This is a genomic window from Leucobacter luti (genome assembly GCF_050310065.1).
Classification (GTDB): domain Bacteria; phylum Actinomycetota; class Actinomycetes; order Actinomycetales; family Microbacteriaceae; genus Leucobacter; species Leucobacter luti_B.
The window spans coordinates 1,504,336-1,520,485 of record NZ_CP190007.1 but is presented as its reverse complement, the minus strand read 5'-3'; the positions used below and the strand labels follow the sequence as shown (position 1 = coordinate 1,520,485).

Here is a 16,150-nt window from a genome sequence, read left to right as displayed (position 1 = left end):
CGCGCGAACAGGGTGTTCACTCACGGCGCAGTGGGCCGCCGTGCGCCGCGGCCTGGAATACTTGAGGGGTGAACCAGCACTACTTCTCGGAGTCCCCCGCGGGCGACTTCACCCCGCGCGAGATCGAGGTCGAGCTCGCCGGCGGCGTCCACAGGGTCGTGACCTCGGGCGGCGTCTTCAGCCCGGAGCACCTCGACCGCGGCACCGAGGTGCTGCTGCGCGCGCTGCCCGCGGCGGATGCGGTGGGAGCAGCGGGCGACGGGGCCGCTCGGGCCGCCGGCCCGCTCCTCGACATCGGCTGCGGCTGGGGGCCGATCGCGCTCGCCGCAGCGCTCGAGACGCCCGATCGCGAGGTCTGGGCGGTCGACGTGAACGAGCGCTCGCGCGAGCTCACGCGGATGAACGCCGAGCGCCTCGGCCTTGGCACGGTCAGGGTCGCGGCGCCTGAGGACGTGCCTGCGGCGCTCGAGTTCACGGAGATCCGCTCGAATCCCCCGATCCGCGTCGGTAAGGAGGCACTGCACGGGATCCTGCGCCAGTGGCTGCCGCGGCTCGCGCCGGGCGGCGTCGCCCACCTCGTCGTCGCGAAGCATCTCGGCGCCGACTCGCTGCAGCGCTGGATCGCGCAGGAGTTCCCCGCGCTCGTGGTGGACCGCGCGGCGAGGTCGAAGGGCTTCCACGTCATCCGCGCCCAGGCCTGACCCCCCACCTTGCCGGTTCTGCGCTGCCTGCACCTGTTATCGCCGATAAAGCGCACATGGAGCGCAGAACCGGCAAGGTGGGTCAGGGGGTGGGGCGCAGGAGCGACCGGAAGAGTAGGAGCGCCCGGGCCCTCAGTGCCTCGACGTCCGCGGGGATGAGCCCCGCCCCCATGTCGTACTCGTAGCCGTCGAAGAACGCGAGGCAGGCCACCACCGTGTCGTCGATCCCCCCGACGGGGTCGAACTCCCCGGCGGCAACCCCGGCCTCGATCGCGCCGCGCACGTAGCGGTCCCACGACTCGTACACCCGCACGAGGTGCGGCCTGAGTTCGGGATGCCCGGCAACCGCCGCCCCAAAGGCCACCCAGAGAAAGCTGTGCTCCTGCAAATCCGGCACCGAACACAGCCGGTCGACGAGGTCCTCGATCCGTTGCCACGCGGTCAGCGGCACACCCGGCGGCCTCGAGAACTCCTCAAGAAGTTCCTCGCTCATGTGCCTGATCGCCTGGGCGAGCAGCTCATCGCGGGTGTCGAAATAGTGCTGGATCAGCCCGACCGACACTCCCGCTCGCCTGCTCACGTCGCGCAGCCGCACGCTGTCGTAGCCCTGCAGCGCGATACACCGCGATGCCGCGGCGAGGATCGTCGCGCGCCGCTCCTCGATGACCTGGTCGCTCGCGGCCTGAGCCGAGTTCAGCGCCCCCGTCTCGGCGGTCGTCGTCATACTTGCACCTCACAGTGGTTCTCCGGCGCGCATCCTCCGCGCACGGGGCGTGACAACTCTACTCATGCAGCCCGGCAAGGCGGGAGCCGATGCTCGCGAACAGCGAGGTGCGCCTCGCGTGGCTCCGCTCCTCGGCCCAGTCGGCGAAGGCGAACAGCCGATACATCGCGTGCACTCCGAGCCAGCGAATCGGCTCGGGCTCCCAGCTGCGCGTCTGTCTGCCCGCCCACGGGAGCGCGGCGTCTCCCCCGCGGCTCCCGACGACGCGCTCCGCGAGCGTCTTCGCCGCGAGATACGAGGAGGTCACCCCATGCCCCGCATAGCCCTGCGCGTGCCCGACTCCGGATCCCGGATCGAACATGACAGAGGCACACCAGTCCCTCGTCACACCGAGGACGCCCGACCACGCGTGCGCGATCCCGTGCCCGTCGGTCGCAGGAAACATTGCCCGAATCCGGGACACGAGCGAGTCAACCGTCGCGCGGTCCACTCGGCCGTCCCCGCCCGTCCCCGAGCCAAATCGGTACGGGTTGCCGCGGCCGCCGAGCAGGATCCTGCCGTCGTCGGTGCGCTGCGAGTAGCTGAACACGTGCGCGGCGTCGCTGAAGAGCTCCTTGCCGCCCCACCCGATCTCCGCCCAGACGCTCTCCGGCAGCGGGTCGGTGATCACGATCGAGCTGTTGATCGGGATGATGCGCCGGGGGTCGCGTGCAACGTCGACCGAGTAGCCCTCGGTGCAGCGCAGCACGGCGCGCGCACGCACTGACCCCGCCGCCGACCTCGCGATCCCGGCCTCGATCGTCTCGACGGGGCTGCCCTCGTGGATGACGACGCCTCGCCGCTCGACCGCCTCGGCGAGGCCCCGCACGAGCCCGCCGGGGTCGATTCGGGCGACCGTCGGGTAGAAGAGGCCGCCGACCGCGCCTGCGACGGCGATCCGCTCGGACACCCCCTCCGCGCTGAGCTCGATGCCCTCGTCGGGTCGGAATCCCCACGCGCGGTCCCCTTCGAGGCGGGATCGCAGCCGGTTCATGGCGGCCTCGTTCCTGGCCACCACGACGTTCCCGCTCCGGATCGCCGCGGCCTCGATCTGCTCAGCCGAGATGATCTCGAGCACCTCGTCGACCGCCTCGAGCATGCGACGCTGCAGGTGGATCCCGGCCTCGCGTCCTCCGCTCGATCGCGAGAACACCCTGCGGTTCCCGGGCACGAGCGGAGAGAGCCATCCGGCGTTCCTGCCCGAGGCGCCGTATCCCGCGAATTCTCGCTCGAGCACGACGATGCGCAAGCTGGGATCGAGCTCCTTCAGGTGGAACGCGGTCCAGAGCCCCGTGAACCCCGCGCCGACGATGCAGACATCGGCTTCGATGTCCGCCGTGAGCGGTGCCCGCATGGAGGGAACACTTCCAAGCCGCGCAGGCAGCCCGCGCGCGTGCATCCAGTAGGAGACTTCACCATTCAGCATTGATCTACCTTCCCGGTGCCAGTATCTGACGTGTCGCCAGTTCACCGCCTACGCCACGCGCTTCTTCCATGTCATCGGGAACAATGACGGCGTTTTCCGGCCTCCAGCTGACGCGCACTCGGTCGCCCCTGCGCACCGCGAGTGCCGCCTCGGAGCGCGGTGTGCGCACTTCGAGCTCGCGGCCATCGCGCGCCTCGACGAGCGAGATCAGCGCCGAGCCGACGTAGATCACATCCGTCACAACTCCCAAGATGCTGTTCGCGCGCTCGGCACCCGCCGCGTCGGCCGCGGCAGCCCCGTCGTCCTCGGGCACGAGCGCGAGGTCCTCGGGGCGGAGCACGAGGACCCCGCGGCCCTCGGGCGTGTACGCCGCGCGCGACGGCGCGTCGCCGCGCCAGCCGGCGCCGCCGCAGGTGCCGTCGCCGAAGTCGGTGCACGGAAGTAGGACCGACTCGCCGATGAAGTCCGCAACGAAGCGGGTCCTGGGCGTCTCGTAGAGGTCCCGGCTAGAGCCGATCTGCTCGATCGAACCGTTGTTGTATACCGCGATCAGGTCGCTCATCACGAGCGCCTCCTCCTGGTCGTGCGTCACGTAGACGACGGTCGACCCGAGGTTCCTACTGATGCGCATGATCTCGATCTGCATCTGGGTGCGCAGCCGCTTGTCGAGCGCTCCGAGCGGCTCGTCCATGAGCAGCAGAGGGGGCTCGAATACGACGGCGCGAGCGAGTGCGACCCGCTGCTGCTGCCCGCCCGAGAGCTGCTTCGGCTGATGCTTCGCCCGGTTGCCGAGCTCGACCATCTCGAGCGCCTCGCGCGCTTTGACGAGCGCCTCGCGCCGCCTCATCCCCTCCATCTCGAGCGGAAATGCGACGTTCTGCTCGACCGTGAGGTGCGGAAAGAGCGCGTAGTTCTGGAACACCACGCCGATCCCCCGCTTGTGGGGCGGGACGGACGAGATGTCGCGGCCCGCGACCGTGATCGATCCGCGATCCTGCGCGGTGAAGCCCGCGATCATGCTGAGCGTCGTCGTCTTCCCGGATCCCGAGGGCCCGAGCATGGTGAGGAACGTGCCGGGCTCGAGCGCGAACGACACATCGTCGACCGCGGCCTGGGACCCGTAATACTTCGAGACGCCGTCGACCCGCAGCGCGAACTGCTCGCCACCCTGGTCATCGCGGTGAGCGGTGGGCTGTGCCTGGTTCATGAGTCATTTCCCTTCTGGAGCCGGCGCATAGAGATGAGTGCGACGACCGAGAGCACGGTGAGGAAGACGCCCACAGCCGCGAGCGTCGGGGTGAGCTGCGTGCGGACCTGGGTCCACATGAAGACGGGAAGGGTCCTGGTCTCCGCATTTGTCAGGAAGATCGAGACGACGACCTCGTCCCAGCTCATCACGAACGCGAAGAGCGCGCCCGCGAGCATCCCCGGAGCGATGAGCGGGAGCGTGATCCGACGGAACCTCGTCCAGGGCGCGGCCCCGAGGCTCGCCGCTGCCCGCTCATAGACGGGGTCGAGCTGCGAGAGCGTCGCGGTAACGGTCACCACGACGAACGGCAGCGCGAGCACGCTGTGCGCGATGATGAGCCCCGGCACCGAGCCGTCGAGGTACCACTTCAGATACAGCACGTAGGTCCCGATGCCGATGATCACGGGCGGGATGATCATCGGGCTCACGATGAGCGCCGTGATGGGCAGCCGCCAGGCCGCTCGCACCCGCTGCAGCCCGAGGGCCGCTGCCGTGCCGATACTCGTGGCGAGGAGGACCGTGCCCACCGCGACCTGCAAGCTCGTGAAGGCCGAACTCCCCCACTTCGGGTCGCTGAAGATCTCCTCGAACCACTTCGTCGTCCAGCCGTCCCCGAACACGCCGAGCACGGAGGAGGCGTTGAGCGACATCGGGATCACGATCAGGGTCGGCAGCATGAGATAGACGCCGACGAGCGCCGCGAAGATCCCAAGCAGGACCCATCTGAGTTGCACCTTGCTCATTGCACTCCCTTTCGTGAGGATCCGATGCGCTGGACCGCGAGGAGGAGCGCAAGCGAGACGAGCGTGCCGACAAGCAGCACGAGGCCGAGCGCGCTCGCCATGACCGGGCCGTAGCGCGTCACTTCCTGCACGATGGTCTCGCCGATCATGGCGTCCTTCGCGTCGCCCAGGAGGGCTGGCGTGATGTAGAAACCGAGCGAGAGCACGAGCACCAGGACGCAGCCCGAGATGATCCCCGGCAGGCTGAGCGGGAGGAAGATGCGGAAGAACCGCTTGAACGGCCCGGCGCCGAGGCTCCCGGCGGCGCGCAGCACCGAGCCATCGATCTGCCCCATCGTCGTCATGAGCGGCAGCACCATGTAGGGCAGCAGCACGTGCACCATACCGATGAGCACCCCGAGCGGGGTGCGGATCAGCTGCAGGGGCTCGTCGATGAGGCCGAGCGTCTGCAGCGCCCCGTTCAGGATTCCCGAGTCCTGCAGCAGCCCGACCCAGGCGAAGCTCCTCACGAGCAGGCTCGTCCAGAACGGCAGCAGCACGACGCCGAGCATGATCAGGCGCAGGCGCGGGCCGACCCGCGTCAGCACATACGTGTACGGGTATGCGAGCAGCAGGCAGAGCAGCGTGGTGAGCGCCGCGGTGCGCAGAGTGTTGCCGAGCACGAGCCCGTAGATCGGCGAGGTGAAGATCTCTTGGTAGGTCTCGATCCCGTTGCGGAAACTCGTCTGGACCATGAGCCCGAGCGGAACCAGGAAAAACACCGCCAGGAGCGCCGCGGCGGGGAGGAGCAGCAGCCACCCTCCCCACCGCGTCGCAGCGGGCTGCTTGATCGCTAGCTGAGCAGCCATTCCTGGAACTTCCGATCGGTGGCCTGCTGGTGCTCGCCCCACCACTCGTCGTCGATCTGCACCTGGGTGTCGAGGTGGTTCGTTGGCCGGTTCGGGTTCTCCTTGACGCTCGGCGCCTCGGCCGCAGCCGCGTTCGCGGGACCGTAGTCAGAGAGCTCGGTGAACGTGACCTGCGGTTCCTCCTGCAGGAGGAACCCGAGGGCCTCCTGCGCATTCTTCGCATTCGGCGCGCCCTTCGGGATCACCCAGTACGCGTCGACCTGCAGCCAGGTATCCCAGTTGATGCCGACGGGAGCTTCCTTACCCGCGTCGACCGCGCGGCCGACCCAGGCGAGCCCGATGCTCGCCTCCCCCGATGCGAGGAGCTGCTGCGACTGGGCCGAGGTCTCCCACCACACGATGTCGTCCTTGATGGTGTCGAGCTTCTTCAGCGCTCGGTCGACGTCGAGCGGGAAGAGGTCCTCGGGCGCCACTCCGTCTGCGAGGAGCGCGGCCTCGAGGGCCCCGCCCGACACGAGCTTGTTGAACATGCGCTTCCCCGGGAACTTCTTCGTGTCGAAGAGGTCCTCCCAGGTCGCGGGTGCGGTCTCGAACTTGTCGCTCCGGTACGCGAGCACCGTCGCCTCGATGTCGGCTGCGACGCGGTACTCCTGGGCGGCGCCCGGGATGAGCGCGTCCTTGTCCACGACCTCGTAGTCGATCGGCTCGAGGTAGTCCGCGTCCGCGGTCGTTCCGAAGTCGTTCGCAACGAGGACGAGGTCCCAGGTGGGTCGCTCCGACTCCACCATGCTGCGCAACTGGGAGTAGTCGGTCGGGCTGTCCTCGGTGACGGTGACCCCCGATTCCTCGGAGAACGGGGCGAAGAAGGCCTTCGACTGCGCCTCCTGGTAGGGGCCGCCGTAGGAGACGACGGTGAGCGACGTGCTGTCCTCGCCCGCCTGTGCTCCGCCGCCGCTGCCGCTGCAGGCCGTCAGCGCGAGGGCGGCCGCCGCGAGGAGCGCGGTCGCCGCGGCAGTCTTTCGAGTGTGTTTCATGGTGTTCTCCTTGTTCACTCCGGTGTGCTGGAGGTCTGTGTGGTGTGGTCCGCCGAGCGGCGGGATTCTGGCGCCGCGTGCTGCGGCGGGGCGGCGTCGGATCGCGATCCGGCACCGATCTCCCCGGCGAGCTGCTGCGCTCGCCGCGAGATGTCAGTGAGCGAGTACTCGGGATCGCCCGCGGCCGTGCCGACGACGAGGGTTCGCGCCGCGAGCGCGGGGGCGTCGCGCAGCACGAGGTCGTGGGAACCCGCGCTCGCGTAGGCCGCGTGCAGGGCCAGCTCCTCGGCCGGCCTCCTCGGTCCGACGATGCAGACGAGGTCTGCCCGGATGCGCGCGGCGCGCGCGGAGCGTGTTCCGCCTTCGACCCCGCCTTCGACTTCGCTGCCGCGCAGCCGGACGCCGGTCGCTCGCGACCATCCCGTGATGCTCGCGACGCTCTTCGCCGGGACCTGGGCGACCACCTCGACCCCGAGGCGCGAGAGCTCTCGCGCGACCTCGCTTGCGCGGGGGTCCGCGTCCACGACGACCGCGCGCCGGCCAGGCGGCACCCCCTCGACCGCCGCGAGCTTCAGCGCCGCGTCGGCGAGCATGGCGCCCGGAAGATCGTGACCGGGCACGAGGATGGGCGTCTCATAGCTGCCCGTGGCGATGATGAGCGCCTCGGGCGAGATCTCGGTCCGCACGCCCTCGCGCTCGGAGACGACCGGCACGAGTCCGTCAATGAGTCCCACCGCGAGTCCCCGGATCAGGCGGATTCGGGGGTGACGCTCCGCGTTGCCAAGCAGCACCGGGAAGACCCGGTCCGGCCGCACCCGGGTCTGGCCATTTCGAATCTGCTCGGTACGGACCTGAGAGCGCCCGCCAAGAAAGTCCCGATCGACGACGACAACCTCGTGACCCGCCTCGGCAGCCGCAAGTGCGGCCGCGAGCCCGCTGACGCCGCCCCCGATCACGAGGACGGGGGCCGCGAGCCGCTCGACGCGGGTGATGGTCCCGCGCGCAACGGCCGCCGCGCTCGGCATGCGCCCACCGCCGGCGAGGACCGCGAGCACGGCGCCCGCTAGCTTGCTGAGCCTGGGCTGCCCGGCGAAGAGCTTGAACTGAAAGCCCGCCTTGAGCAGGGGGCGCATGAGGTCGGCCGTCCTGAGCAGGTCGAAGCCTGCACCGGGGAACGCGCCCTCCCGGCGCACGCGCTCGCCGCCCTCGACCGGCGTCGTGCACGACACGGTCAGCGGCATCCCGTCGATCCGGAGCGGGCAGTCTCCGCACGCGCCGAAGCCGCAGGTGTAGCCGCGCGGCCGGTGATACTTCACACCGCGCGACAGCGTCGAGACGCCGCTCGCGTGCAGCGCCCCGGCGATGCTCTGACCGCGCTTGGCCGGCACCCGCCGCCCCTCAAACGTGAAGCTCAGTTCTTCGCTCCCGGCCCCGTTCATGCCGCCTCCTCGTCGAGATCCATGTCAACGACGAGCGAGCCCTCGCGGATCCAGTCGCCCGTCCTCGTCCGCTCGATTCCGAACGGCGCCATGCGCCGGTCGATCGTCCCCGCCACGATGTGCTCCGCGAGCAGCTCGCCCGCAGCCGGGGCGCCCATGAACCCGTACACCCATCCGACGCTCAGCAGGTAGCCCGGGATCTCGGGCACGGGCCCGAGCACGGGGGCGAGATCCGGGGTCTGGCTGACGGTGCCGGCCCAGTGCCGCAGCAGCCTCGTGCCCGCAAGGACCGGGAATAGCTGCACGAACTTGGTCGCGATGTCCTGCAGCACCGTCCAGGTACCGTTCAGGCTCGTGCTCTCGTCGACCCGCGGCAGTTCGGTTCCGCCGACGAACTCGCCCCGCGCCGTCTGGTGACAGTAGCCGAGCAGCTCGAGCGCCGCGACACCAGGCGTGAGGAATGGCTTCAGGGGCTGAGTGACGATCATCTCGAGGCGCGACGCGACGAGCGGGAACTCGAGCCCGGCGAGTGCGTTGATCTCGAGCGCCTGCCCGCCGGCCGCGTTGACGACCGTCCTCGCCTCGACCCGCCTGCCGCAGGCCGTTGCGATCCCGGTCACGTCGTCGCCGCGGCGCAGGAGCCCCGTCACCGTGACTCCCGAGACGACCTGGACGCCGAGCCGCGCCGCATTCTCCAGGTAGCCGGCGACCACGGAGTCGTGGTGAGCGAAGCCCGCCTGCTCCTGCAGCACCGCCGCCCGGACCAGATCCGGGTTCGCGGCCGGAAGCACCTTCCTCGCCTCGCGCTCGTCGAGCAGCTCGGTCCGGATCCCGAGCCCCGCCTGGAAGTCGTGGTCGACCCGGCACTGCGCGGCCTGCTCCGCGGTCGTCGCGACGACCGCGTAGCCCGTGCGGTTGAACAGGACATTCATGCCGAGCTCCTGGGACAGCCCGAGCCACTTCTGCCTGGACAGTTCGAACAGTTCGCACCACTCGGTCGAGGCGAAGGCGGATCGGATGAGCTCGCCGTTGCGCCCGCTCGCGCCGCCGCCGGGCCAGGAGCGATCGACCACGAGGACGTCGGTCATGCCGCGCTTCGCGAGCTCGTAGGCGATCGCGAGCCCCTGCACGCCGGCACCGATGATGATCGTGTCGTAACCGGACCTGATCGGCTGTGAGGAGACTCCCGGGAGCGCCATCAGCTCGCCCCGTTCTCGGAGCCGCGCTCGCCCGCTTGACCCGGGGCAGGACGAATATCGTCGCCGCCGGGAGGCGCGACGAGCGACCCCAGGGTGACGGGAACGATGGGAAGCCTCGCCGCCGGGCGCCGCTGCTCCCCCGCCGGCTCGATGCCGCGCTCCGCGAGCAGCGCCTGAACGAGCGGCGAGCAGAACTTACCCTGGCACGCTCCCATGTACACCGCGGTGGCGCGCTTGATCGTCTCGGGGTCCGTGTGCCCGTGCGCGATCGCGTCTTCCACGTCGCCGACCGTGACGTCGTGGCACGGGCAGATCACCGCCTTGCGCGCATCATTGCGGGCCATTCGCTCACCTCGTCGTGTCAGATTTCTCGTGCAGCAATCACCATAATACAAACTTATTGTCCTTGCGCAAAGGGGAGCGGAAGCGGATCGCCGCGATCCGCTCCTCGGCCCCGAAGCTACGGCAGCTCGATCGTCCCCCGGTACACGAGCTCCGCCGGCCCGTTGAGCGAGACGTGCTCGCCCTCCTCCGTCGGGAACATGCGCACGGCGAGGCGCCCGCCCGGCACGTCGACGCTCCAGTGATTCGGCATTCCCTCGCCACCCCAGTAGCGGAACGCGAGCGCCGCGGCCGCGGTGCCCGTGCCGCAGGACAGGGTCTCCCCCGAGCCGCGCTCGTGCACGCGCATCCGGATCCGCGCAACGCCGTCCTTCACGAGCGGGTCCTCGGGCACCACGAACTCGACGTTCGCGCCGTTCTCGGACACCGGATCGAGCTCGGGGGCGCGCGTGAGGTCGAGCGCGTCGAGCTCGGCGGGCTCCGCGAGCGCCGTCACAACGTGCGGGTTGCCGAGGTCGATCCCGAGCCCGGGCCGCGCGACGTCGAGGCCGCGCACCGACACGAGGCGCTCCCCCGCGAGCCGCCAGCGCCCGAGATCGACCGTGTAGCCGGAGACGCCCGCGAGCACGTCCTTCACGCCCGCGCGGGTGCCGATGGGGAGCGTGTCGCGCCGCTCAGGCGCCACGAGACCCTCCGTGATCAGGTAGTGCGCGTAGACCCTGATCCCGTTGCCGCACATTTCCGCCGGGGTGCCATCGGCGTTCCAGTAGTCCATGAACCACTCGGCTTCCGGCTCCTCCGCGAGGCTCGCCGCCCCCTCGGGCAGGGCACGCGAGCGCACCGCGCGGATCACGCCGTCGGCGCCGACGCCGAAGCGGCGGTCGCAGATGAAACGAATCTGCTCCGGCGTGAGCGCGAGCTTCCCCTCGGGATCCGTGAACAGGACGAAGTCGTTACCGGTGCCGTGTCCCTTGGTGAAGCTCAGCGCAGTCATGCGCCAATTCTAGGGGTTCAGGATCCGGACACTGGGGGGAAGCGCTTGCCCTGCACCGCCACGTCGGAGCGCTCGTAGCCGAGCGAGTCATAGAAGCCCTGGACCGCCGCGTTGTCGGAGCGGACCATGAGCTGCACCTTCGGGCACCCGGCCGCGGCGAGCCTGCGCTCGGCCTCTGCGACGAGGGCCCGCCCGATCCCGCGCCCGCGGCGCGCGGGATCCGAGGCCAGGTAGTACAGCCAGCCCCGGTGGCCGTCGTAGCCGGCCATGACCGAGCCGACGATGCTGCCGTCGAGCGTCACGGCGACGAGCAGCAGATCCGGCTGCCAGGCGTGCGCGCGTGCGAGGTCGGCGCGGGGGTCGTTCCAGGGGCGAGTGAGGCCGCAGGCCTCCCAGAGCCGGATCACGGGATCGGCGTCGGCGGGCACGTACTCGCGCAGGTGGTACTTCCGGGGGTGCGCGCTTTCGTTCATTCCCCCACGATAGTCGCGGCGACGCGCTGCCCGGGGCCGTCGACCCAGCGCACGTCCGGGTAGCGCTTGAACCAGCTCACCTGGCGCCTGGCGTAGCGCCGCGTGAGCGCCTGGGTCTCCGCGATCGCCTCCTCCTCGCTGAGCGAGCCGGCGAGCTGCGCGAGCGCCTGGGCATAGCCGATCGCGCGGGACGCCGTGGGGCCCGTCTCGATCCCGCGCGGGATCAGGCCGCGCACCTCCGCGAGGAGGCCCCCGCGCCACATCTCGCGCACCCGCTCGTCGAGCCGGGCGACGAGCTCCTCGCGGGGGCAGCTGACGCCGACGATCGTCGTCGGCTCGCGCCACAGGACCGGCTCGGAGGGCAGCACGACCTGGGCGTCGCCGCCGAGCAGTGCCACCTCGAGGGCGCGCACGACGCGGCGGGGGTTGCGCACGTCAACGGCCTCCGCGACGGCGGGGGCGAGCGCCCTGAGCCGCTCGAGCAGCGGGCCGACGCCCGCGGCCTCGCACTCCCGCTCGAGCTCGGCGCGGAGCGCCTCGTCGCGCGGCGGGAACTGGAAGTCGAAGATCACGCTCGAGACGTAGAGCCCGGACCCCCCGACGAGGATCGCGTCGTTGCCGCGGGCGAGCACGGCGTCGATCGTCTCGCGGGCGCGCTCCTGATACCAGGCGACCGTGGCCTCGTCGCGCGGCTCTACCTCGTCGAAGAGGTGGTGCGGGATCCCGCGCCGCTCGGCGACGGGAACCTTGGCCGTGCCGATATCCATGCCGCGGTAGAGCTGCATGGCGTCGGCGTTCACGATCTCGGAGCCGCGGCCGCGTGCGCCGAGCGCCTCGGCGAGGTCGAGCGACAGGGCCGACTTGCCGGTGCCCGTCGCGCCGACGACAGCCCAGAGCCTCGGCGCGCCCAAGTACCCCGAGGGCCCTGCGCTCATCGGGTCCGGATCGTGGGCAGGCCGAGGCTCACGGCGCGCGGCGCCCCGGCGTCGGATCCGGTAGCGGGCGCCGCCGGGACGCCGCAGCTCTCGGCCTGGCGACGGTCCCACGCGTCGCCCGCGCGGGTGCGCCGGATCGCGAAGCCTGAGGTGTCGTCCGCGATGAGGAAGTGCGGGGCGGCCGCGGTGACGCCCACGGTCACGACGTCGCCGGGCCGCGGCTCGTCTGCTCCCTCGGGGACCGCGAAGTGGACGAGCCGGTTGTCCTCGGCCCGGCCCGAGAGCCTGCGGGTGGCCGCGTCCTTCTTGCCCTCGCCGACGGAGACGAGGATGTCGAGGGTGCGGCCGATCTGCGCCTGGTTCTCCTCGAGGGAGATGCGCTCCTGGAGGGCGAGGAGCCGCTCGTAGCGCTCCTGCACGACGGCCTTCGGCAGCTGGTTCTCCATGGTGGCCGCGGGCGTGCCGGGACGGATCGAGTACTGGAACGTGAAGGCGCTCGAGAAGCGCGAGGCCTCGACGACGCGCAGCGTGTCCTCGAAGTCCTCCTCGGTCTCGCCGGGGAAGCCGACGATGATGTCGGTCGTGATCGCCGCGTACGGGATCCGCTCGCGCACGGCGTCGAGGATGCCAAGGAACTTCTTCGAGCGATAGGAGCGGCGCATCGCCTTGAGCACCGCGTCTGAGCCGGACTGCAGCGGCATATGCAGGGACGGCATGACGTTGTGGGTTTCCGCCATGGCGGCGATCACGTCGTCCGTGAAGGCGGCGGGGTGCGGGCTCGTGAATCGCACGCGTTCGAGGCCCTCGATCTCGCCCATCGCCCGCAGCAGCTTGCCGAAGGCCTGCCGGTCGCCGAACTCGACGCCGTACGTGTTGACGTTCTGTCCGAGCAGGGTGATCTCGATTGCGCCGTCGTCGACGAGCGCCTGCACCTCGGCGAGGATGTCGCCGGGTCGGCGGTCCTTCTCCTTGCCGCGGAGTGCGGGCACGATGCAGAACGTGCAGGTGTTGTTGCAGCCGACCGAGATGGAGACCCAGCCGCTCGAGGCCGAATCTCGCTTCGTCGGGAGCGTGGACGGGAACACCTCGAGCGCCTCGAGGATCTCGACCTGCGCCTCTTCGTTGTGTCGTGCCCGCTCGAGGAGGGCGGGGAGGGACCCCATGTTGTGGGTGCCGAAGACGACGTCGACCCACGGCGCCTTCTCCACGATGGCGCCCTGGTCCTTCTGGGCGAGGCAGCCGCCAACGGCAATCTGCATCCCCTCGCGCTCGCGCTTGACGCCGGCGAGGTGGCCGAGGTTGCCGTAGAGCTTGTTCGCCGCGTTCTCACGCACCGCGCAGGTGTTGATGACGATGACGTCGGCCTGCTCGGACTCCTCGGCGGCGACGTATCCCGCCGCCTCGAGTGAGCCCGAGAGCCGCTCCGAGTCGTGCACGTTCATCTGGCACCCGAGGGTGCGGACGGTGTAGCTGCGGGGGCTGCCGTCGGGCCGAAGCGCGGCGGGCGACGGCTCGATCACGGTGGGATCGGCGGTGAGAGTCATGGGCACCAGTGTACCGTCGCGGGATCAGCGGAATCGGACGCCGCCCGAGGGCCGCCCCACCCCGTCGAGCGCCTCACAGGCCGCCCGCATCGCCGGTTCCCCCGACCAGCCGCGCCGCGCAAGGAAGCCGAGCAGGCGACGCTCGGCGGTCTGCCGGTCGAGGTCGCGGAGCTTGCCGGCCCGCTGCTCCGCCGCCGCGCGCAGCAGCGCGAACTCCTCGTCGACGTCGAGCTCGGACAGGGCTTCCTCGATGCAGTGGTCTGGCAGCTTGCGCTCGCGAAGCTTGCGCCGGATCTGGGCTTTGCTCGCCTGTTTCGCGTCGCGGAGCTTCTCGGTCACGGCGCGCGCGAGACCCAGATCGTCGAGGTAGTGGCTCGACTCGAACTCGGCGACGACCTCCTCGACGTCGATCGCGTCGTGCTCGAGCGCCAGGAGCTCCGCGCGCAGCTCCCCGCTCGAGCGGGCGCGCCGCGCGAGCAGTCGCACGCCGTCCTCCTTGCACCGGCCGGGCTCGGCCTGCGCCTCGGGTTCGGCCTCGAGTTCAGGATCGAGTTCAGGCCCGACTGCACTCTCAGTCTCGACCTCGAGCTCAGTCTCGGCCCCCACCTCAGCCTCGACTTCACCCTCCGCCTCGGCCCCGGCGCCGCCTCCGCCCCACGGCCGTTGCCGCAGGGCCGAGCGAAACTCGATGACCTCCGCGAGGTCTTCCCGGTCCGCTCCCGGCGAGCTTTCGCGCTCGCCGGGAGCGGGAAGGAATCGCACTGCCATGACGCTATGCGCTCGCGCGCTGCCCGGGCTCGGCGACGGGAGCGACGGGCGCCTTCGCGTCCTTCGGATCCTTCGCGGCACCCTTCGCCTCGGCCTCGGCCTCTTCCTTGCCACGGCCGTTCACGCCGAGCTTCGTGAGGATCTTCTCCTCAATCTCAGCCGCGATGTCGGGGTGCTGGATGAGGAACCGTCGCGCGTTCTCCATGCCCTGGCCCAGCTGGTCGCCGTCGTACGTGAACCAGGCGCCGCTCTTCTTGATGAGCCCCTGCTCCACGCCGTAGTCGATGAGCGAGCCCTCGCGGGAGATACCGACGCCGTAGAGGATGTCGAACTCGGCCTGCTTGAAGGGCGGCGCCATCTTGTTCTTCACGACCTTCACGCGGGTGCGGTTACCCACCGCGTCTGTGCCGTCCTTCAGCGTCTGGATGCGGCGGATGTCGAGGCGGACCGAGGCGTAGAACTTGAGCGCCTTCCCGCCTGAGGTCGTCTCGGGGCTGCCGAAGAAGACGCCGACCTTCTCGCGGAGCTGGTTGATGAAGATCGCCGTGGTCTTCGTCGCGTTCAGGCTGCCCGTAATCTTACGCAGCGCCTGCGACATGAGACGGGCTTGCAGGCCGACGTGGCTGTCGCCCATTTCGCCGTCGATCTCCGCCTTCGGCACGAGCGCCGCGACCGAGTCGATGACCACCAGGTCGACCGAGCCGGAGCGAATCAGCATGTCCGCGATCTCGAGCGCCTGCTCACCCGTGTCGGGCTGGGCGACGAGCAGCGCGTCAATGTCGACGCCGAGCTTCTGTGCGTACTCCGGGTCGAGCGCGTGCTCCGCGTCGATGAAGGCCGCGATGCCGCCCGCGCGCTGCGCGTTCGCGATGGCGTGCAGCGTGAGCGTCGTCTTGCCCGAAGACTCCGGGCCGTAGATCTCGATGATGCGGCCGCGGGGCAGGCCACCAATTCCCAGCGCAACGTCGAGCGCAACTGAGCCGGTCGGAATCACCTCGACGGGTGCCCGCTCCTGGCTGCCCATGCGCATGATCGCGCCCTTGCCGAAGTTCTTGTCGATCTGAGCCAGCGCTGCTTCGAGCGCCTTCTCGCGATCCTTGGGTGCTGCCATGTCGTGCTCCTCGTGTCGTGCGGGACGTGCCGCTGGGTTGCTGCCTTCATACTGTCTCGGCCCCGGAATTGGGGCAGACAAGGCGTCGGTGACTGACGTGGAATCACTCTAGATTCGACCACTGACACTGACGGATCTTTCGACCGCAGCGAGCGAATCTGGGGACAACTCCCCCGGCACGTCACCTGTGGACGAAAGTAGCACCGTTCGAACACATATTCGAACACGGAGGCGGCGTGTCGCGCGCTACTTCTCCGGGTCCCGGAGACCACGGCCGTGCCGCCGACCCACCGGCACCTGCAGATCTTCGCAGAGCGCATCCCACACCGCCCGCGCCTGCAGGCCGCGCTCGAGAGCCTCCTCGCCCGTCATGCCGAGCTTCGGTAGCCAGTGATCCCGAAGCAGCACGCGGGAGTAGTCCTCGCCAAACTCCTCAGCGCACGCGCGCCGGAACTCACTGAGCCGCATCTCTTCTCCCCCGAATAGTCCTCGGCCCCCGAGAGGCCGGCAATAAACCTCGGCCCCCGAGAGGCCGGCAATAAAAGCGAAGCGCCCGACATCGAAATGCCGGGCGCTTCGGC

Annotated in this window: 17 protein-coding genes; 1 reads left to right on the top strand and 16 read right to left on the bottom strand. The window is 70.0% G+C overall.

The window, feature by feature from the left end; all coding sequences use genetic code 11:
* Nucleotides 1-68 precede the first annotated feature (68 nt).
* Nucleotides 69-701, top strand: coding sequence for a class I SAM-dependent methyltransferase (locus tag ACOPJ3_RS06985; protein WP_427871112.1), 633 nt, complete (start codon nucleotides 69-71; stop codon nucleotides 699-701).
* 82 nt (nucleotides 702-783) lie between these two features.
* On the opposite strand, the gene ACOPJ3_RS06980 is transcribed toward ACOPJ3_RS06985, so the two are convergent.
* The 16 genes from ACOPJ3_RS06980 to ACOPJ3_RS06905 form a co-directional block, all read right to left on the bottom strand.
* Nucleotides 784-1,425, bottom strand: coding sequence for a TetR/AcrR family transcriptional regulator (locus ACOPJ3_RS06980; protein ID WP_427871111.1), 642 nt, complete (start codon nucleotides 1,423-1,425; stop codon nucleotides 784-786).
* A 58-nt stretch (nucleotides 1,426-1,483) separates the two neighbouring features.
* Nucleotides 1,484-2,818 (bottom strand): NAD(P)/FAD-dependent oxidoreductase, encoded by a 1,335-nt coding sequence (locus ACOPJ3_RS06975; protein WP_427871110.1) that lies wholly within the window; start codon nucleotides 2,816-2,818, stop codon nucleotides 1,484-1,486.
* A gap of 76 nt (nucleotides 2,819-2,894) precedes the next feature.
* Nucleotides 2,895-4,097, bottom strand: coding sequence for an ABC transporter ATP-binding protein (locus ACOPJ3_RS06970; RefSeq protein ID WP_427871109.1), 1,203 nt, complete (start codon nucleotides 4,095-4,097; stop codon nucleotides 2,895-2,897).
* Complete coding sequence (locus tag ACOPJ3_RS06965) at nucleotides 4,094-4,882, bottom strand: ABC transporter permease (RefSeq protein ID WP_427871108.1); 789 nt, start codon at nucleotides 4,880-4,882, stop codon at nucleotides 4,094-4,096. The genes ACOPJ3_RS06970 and ACOPJ3_RS06965 overlap by 4 nt, the downstream gene beginning before the upstream one ends.
* Nucleotides 4,879-5,730 carry an ABC transporter permease gene (locus ACOPJ3_RS06960; RefSeq protein ID WP_427871107.1) on the bottom strand — a complete coding sequence of 284 codons (852 nt, stop codon included), beginning with the start codon at nucleotides 5,728-5,730 and terminating at the stop codon, nucleotides 4,879-4,881. Before ACOPJ3_RS06960 ends, ACOPJ3_RS06965 begins: the two co-directional genes overlap by 4 nt.
* Nucleotides 5,715-6,764: an ABC transporter substrate-binding protein gene (locus tag ACOPJ3_RS06955; protein ID WP_427871106.1), complete on the bottom strand. Its 1,050-nt coding sequence runs from the start codon at nucleotides 6,762-6,764 to the stop codon at nucleotides 5,715-5,717. Before ACOPJ3_RS06955 ends, ACOPJ3_RS06960 begins: the two co-directional genes overlap by 16 nt.
* Nucleotides 6,765-6,778: 14 nt before the next feature.
* The gene (locus tag ACOPJ3_RS06950) at nucleotides 6,779-8,203 is read right to left on the bottom strand and encodes an FAD-dependent oxidoreductase (RefSeq protein WP_427871105.1); all 1,425 of its coding nucleotides are present in this window, start codon (nucleotides 8,201-8,203) and stop codon (nucleotides 6,779-6,781) included.
* Nucleotides 8,200-9,402: an NAD(P)/FAD-dependent oxidoreductase gene (locus ACOPJ3_RS06945; protein WP_427871104.1), complete on the bottom strand. Its 1,203-nt coding sequence runs from the start codon at nucleotides 9,400-9,402 to the stop codon at nucleotides 8,200-8,202. Before ACOPJ3_RS06945 ends, ACOPJ3_RS06950 begins: the two co-directional genes overlap by 4 nt.
* The gene (locus tag ACOPJ3_RS06940; protein WP_427871103.1) at nucleotides 9,402-9,746 is read right to left on the bottom strand and encodes a (2Fe-2S)-binding protein; all 345 of its coding nucleotides are present in this window, start codon (nucleotides 9,744-9,746) and stop codon (nucleotides 9,402-9,404) included. Before ACOPJ3_RS06940 ends, ACOPJ3_RS06945 begins: the two co-directional genes overlap by 1 nt.
* A 116-nt stretch (nucleotides 9,747-9,862) precedes the next feature.
* Nucleotides 9,863-10,738, bottom strand: coding sequence for a diaminopimelate epimerase (dapF, locus tag ACOPJ3_RS06935; RefSeq protein WP_427871102.1), 876 nt, complete (start codon nucleotides 10,736-10,738; stop codon nucleotides 9,863-9,865).
* A gap of 17 nt (nucleotides 10,739-10,755) precedes the next feature.
* Complete coding sequence (locus tag ACOPJ3_RS06930; RefSeq protein ID WP_427871101.1) at nucleotides 10,756-11,211, bottom strand: GNAT family acetyltransferase; 456 nt, start codon at nucleotides 11,209-11,211, stop codon at nucleotides 10,756-10,758.
* Complete coding sequence (gene miaA / locus ACOPJ3_RS06925) at nucleotides 11,208-12,146, bottom strand: tRNA (adenosine(37)-N6)-dimethylallyltransferase MiaA (protein ID WP_427871100.1); 939 nt, start codon at nucleotides 12,144-12,146, stop codon at nucleotides 11,208-11,210. The genes ACOPJ3_RS06930 and miaA overlap by 4 nt, the downstream gene beginning before the upstream one ends.
* A complete protein-coding gene (miaB, locus tag ACOPJ3_RS06920) occupies nucleotides 12,143-13,690 on the bottom strand; it encodes a tRNA (N6-isopentenyl adenosine(37)-C2)-methylthiotransferase MiaB (protein ID WP_427871099.1) in 1,548 nt (515 codons plus the stop codon). The genes miaA and miaB overlap by 4 nt, the downstream gene beginning before the upstream one ends.
* Before the next feature lie 24 nt (nucleotides 13,691-13,714).
* A complete protein-coding gene (locus ACOPJ3_RS06915) occupies nucleotides 13,715-14,458 on the bottom strand; it encodes a regulatory protein RecX (protein ID WP_427871098.1) in 744 nt (247 codons plus the stop codon).
* Nucleotides 14,459-14,462: 4 nt separating this feature from the next.
* Nucleotides 14,463-15,569 (bottom strand): recombinase RecA, encoded by a 1,107-nt coding sequence (gene recA, locus ACOPJ3_RS06910; protein ID WP_427871097.1) that lies wholly within the window; start codon nucleotides 15,567-15,569, stop codon nucleotides 14,463-14,465.
* A gap of 246 nt (nucleotides 15,570-15,815) precedes the next feature.
* Nucleotides 15,816-16,037 carry a DUF3046 domain-containing protein gene (locus ACOPJ3_RS06905; RefSeq protein ID WP_427871096.1) on the bottom strand — a complete coding sequence of 74 codons (222 nt, stop codon included), beginning with the start codon at nucleotides 16,035-16,037 and terminating at the stop codon, nucleotides 15,816-15,818.
* Nucleotides 16,038-16,150: the final 113 nt, after the last annotated feature.

What these genes read in the sequence shown, in the direction of transcription:
- ACOPJ3_RS06960 (WP_427871107.1), bottom strand. Translation starts at nt 5,730, where the DNA reads ATGGCTGCTCAGCTAGCGATCAAGCAGCCCGCTGCGACGCGGTGGGGA.
- ACOPJ3_RS06970 (WP_427871109.1), bottom strand. Translation starts at nt 4,097, where the DNA reads ATGAACCAGGCACAGCCCACCGCTCACCGCGATGACCAGGGTGGCGAG.
- ACOPJ3_RS06975 (WP_427871110.1), bottom strand. Translation starts at nt 2,818, where the DNA reads ATGCGGGCACCGCTCACGGCGGACATCGAAGCCGATGTCTGCATCGTC.
- ACOPJ3_RS06965 (WP_427871108.1), bottom strand. Translation starts at nt 4,882, where the DNA reads ATGAGCAAGGTGCAACTCAGATGGGTCCTGCTTGGGATCTTCGCGGCG.
- ACOPJ3_RS06915 (WP_427871098.1), bottom strand. Translation starts at nt 14,458, where the DNA reads ATGGCAGTGCGATTCCTTCCCGCTCCCGGCGAGCGCGAAAGCTCGCCG.
- ACOPJ3_RS06940 (WP_427871103.1), bottom strand. Translation starts at nt 9,746, where the DNA reads ATGGCCCGCAATGATGCGCGCAAGGCGGTGATCTGCCCGTGCCACGAC.
- ACOPJ3_RS06955 (WP_427871106.1), bottom strand. Translation starts at nt 6,764, where the DNA reads ATGAAACACACTCGAAAGACTGCCGCGGCGACCGCGCTCCTCGCGGCG.
- ACOPJ3_RS06930 (WP_427871101.1), bottom strand. Translation starts at nt 11,211, where the DNA reads ATGAACGAAAGCGCGCACCCCCGGAAGTACCACCTGCGCGAGTACGTG.
- ACOPJ3_RS06905 (WP_427871096.1), bottom strand. Translation starts at nt 16,037, where the DNA reads ATGCGGCTCAGTGAGTTCCGGCGCGCGTGCGCTGAGGAGTTTGGCGAG.
- ACOPJ3_RS06980 (WP_427871111.1), bottom strand. Translation starts at nt 1,425, where the DNA reads ATGACGACGACCGCCGAGACGGGGGCGCTGAACTCGGCTCAGGCCGCG.
- recA (WP_427871097.1), bottom strand. Translation starts at nt 15,569, where the DNA reads ATGGCAGCACCCAAGGATCGCGAGAAGGCGCTCGAAGCAGCGCTGGCT.
- miaA (WP_427871100.1), bottom strand. Translation starts at nt 12,146, where the DNA reads ATGAGCGCAGGGCCCTCGGGGTACTTGGGCGCGCCGAGGCTCTGGGCT.
- ACOPJ3_RS06950 (WP_427871105.1), bottom strand. Translation starts at nt 8,203, where the DNA reads ATGAACGGGGCCGGGAGCGAAGAACTGAGCTTCACGTTTGAGGGGCGG.
- miaB (WP_427871099.1), bottom strand. Translation starts at nt 13,690, where the DNA reads ATGACTCTCACCGCCGATCCCACCGTGATCGAGCCGTCGCCCGCCGCG.
- ACOPJ3_RS06945 (WP_427871104.1), bottom strand. Translation starts at nt 9,402, where the DNA reads ATGGCGCTCCCGGGAGTCTCCTCACAGCCGATCAGGTCCGGTTACGAC.
- dapF (WP_427871102.1), bottom strand. Translation starts at nt 10,738, where the DNA reads ATGACTGCGCTGAGCTTCACCAAGGGACACGGCACCGGTAACGACTTC.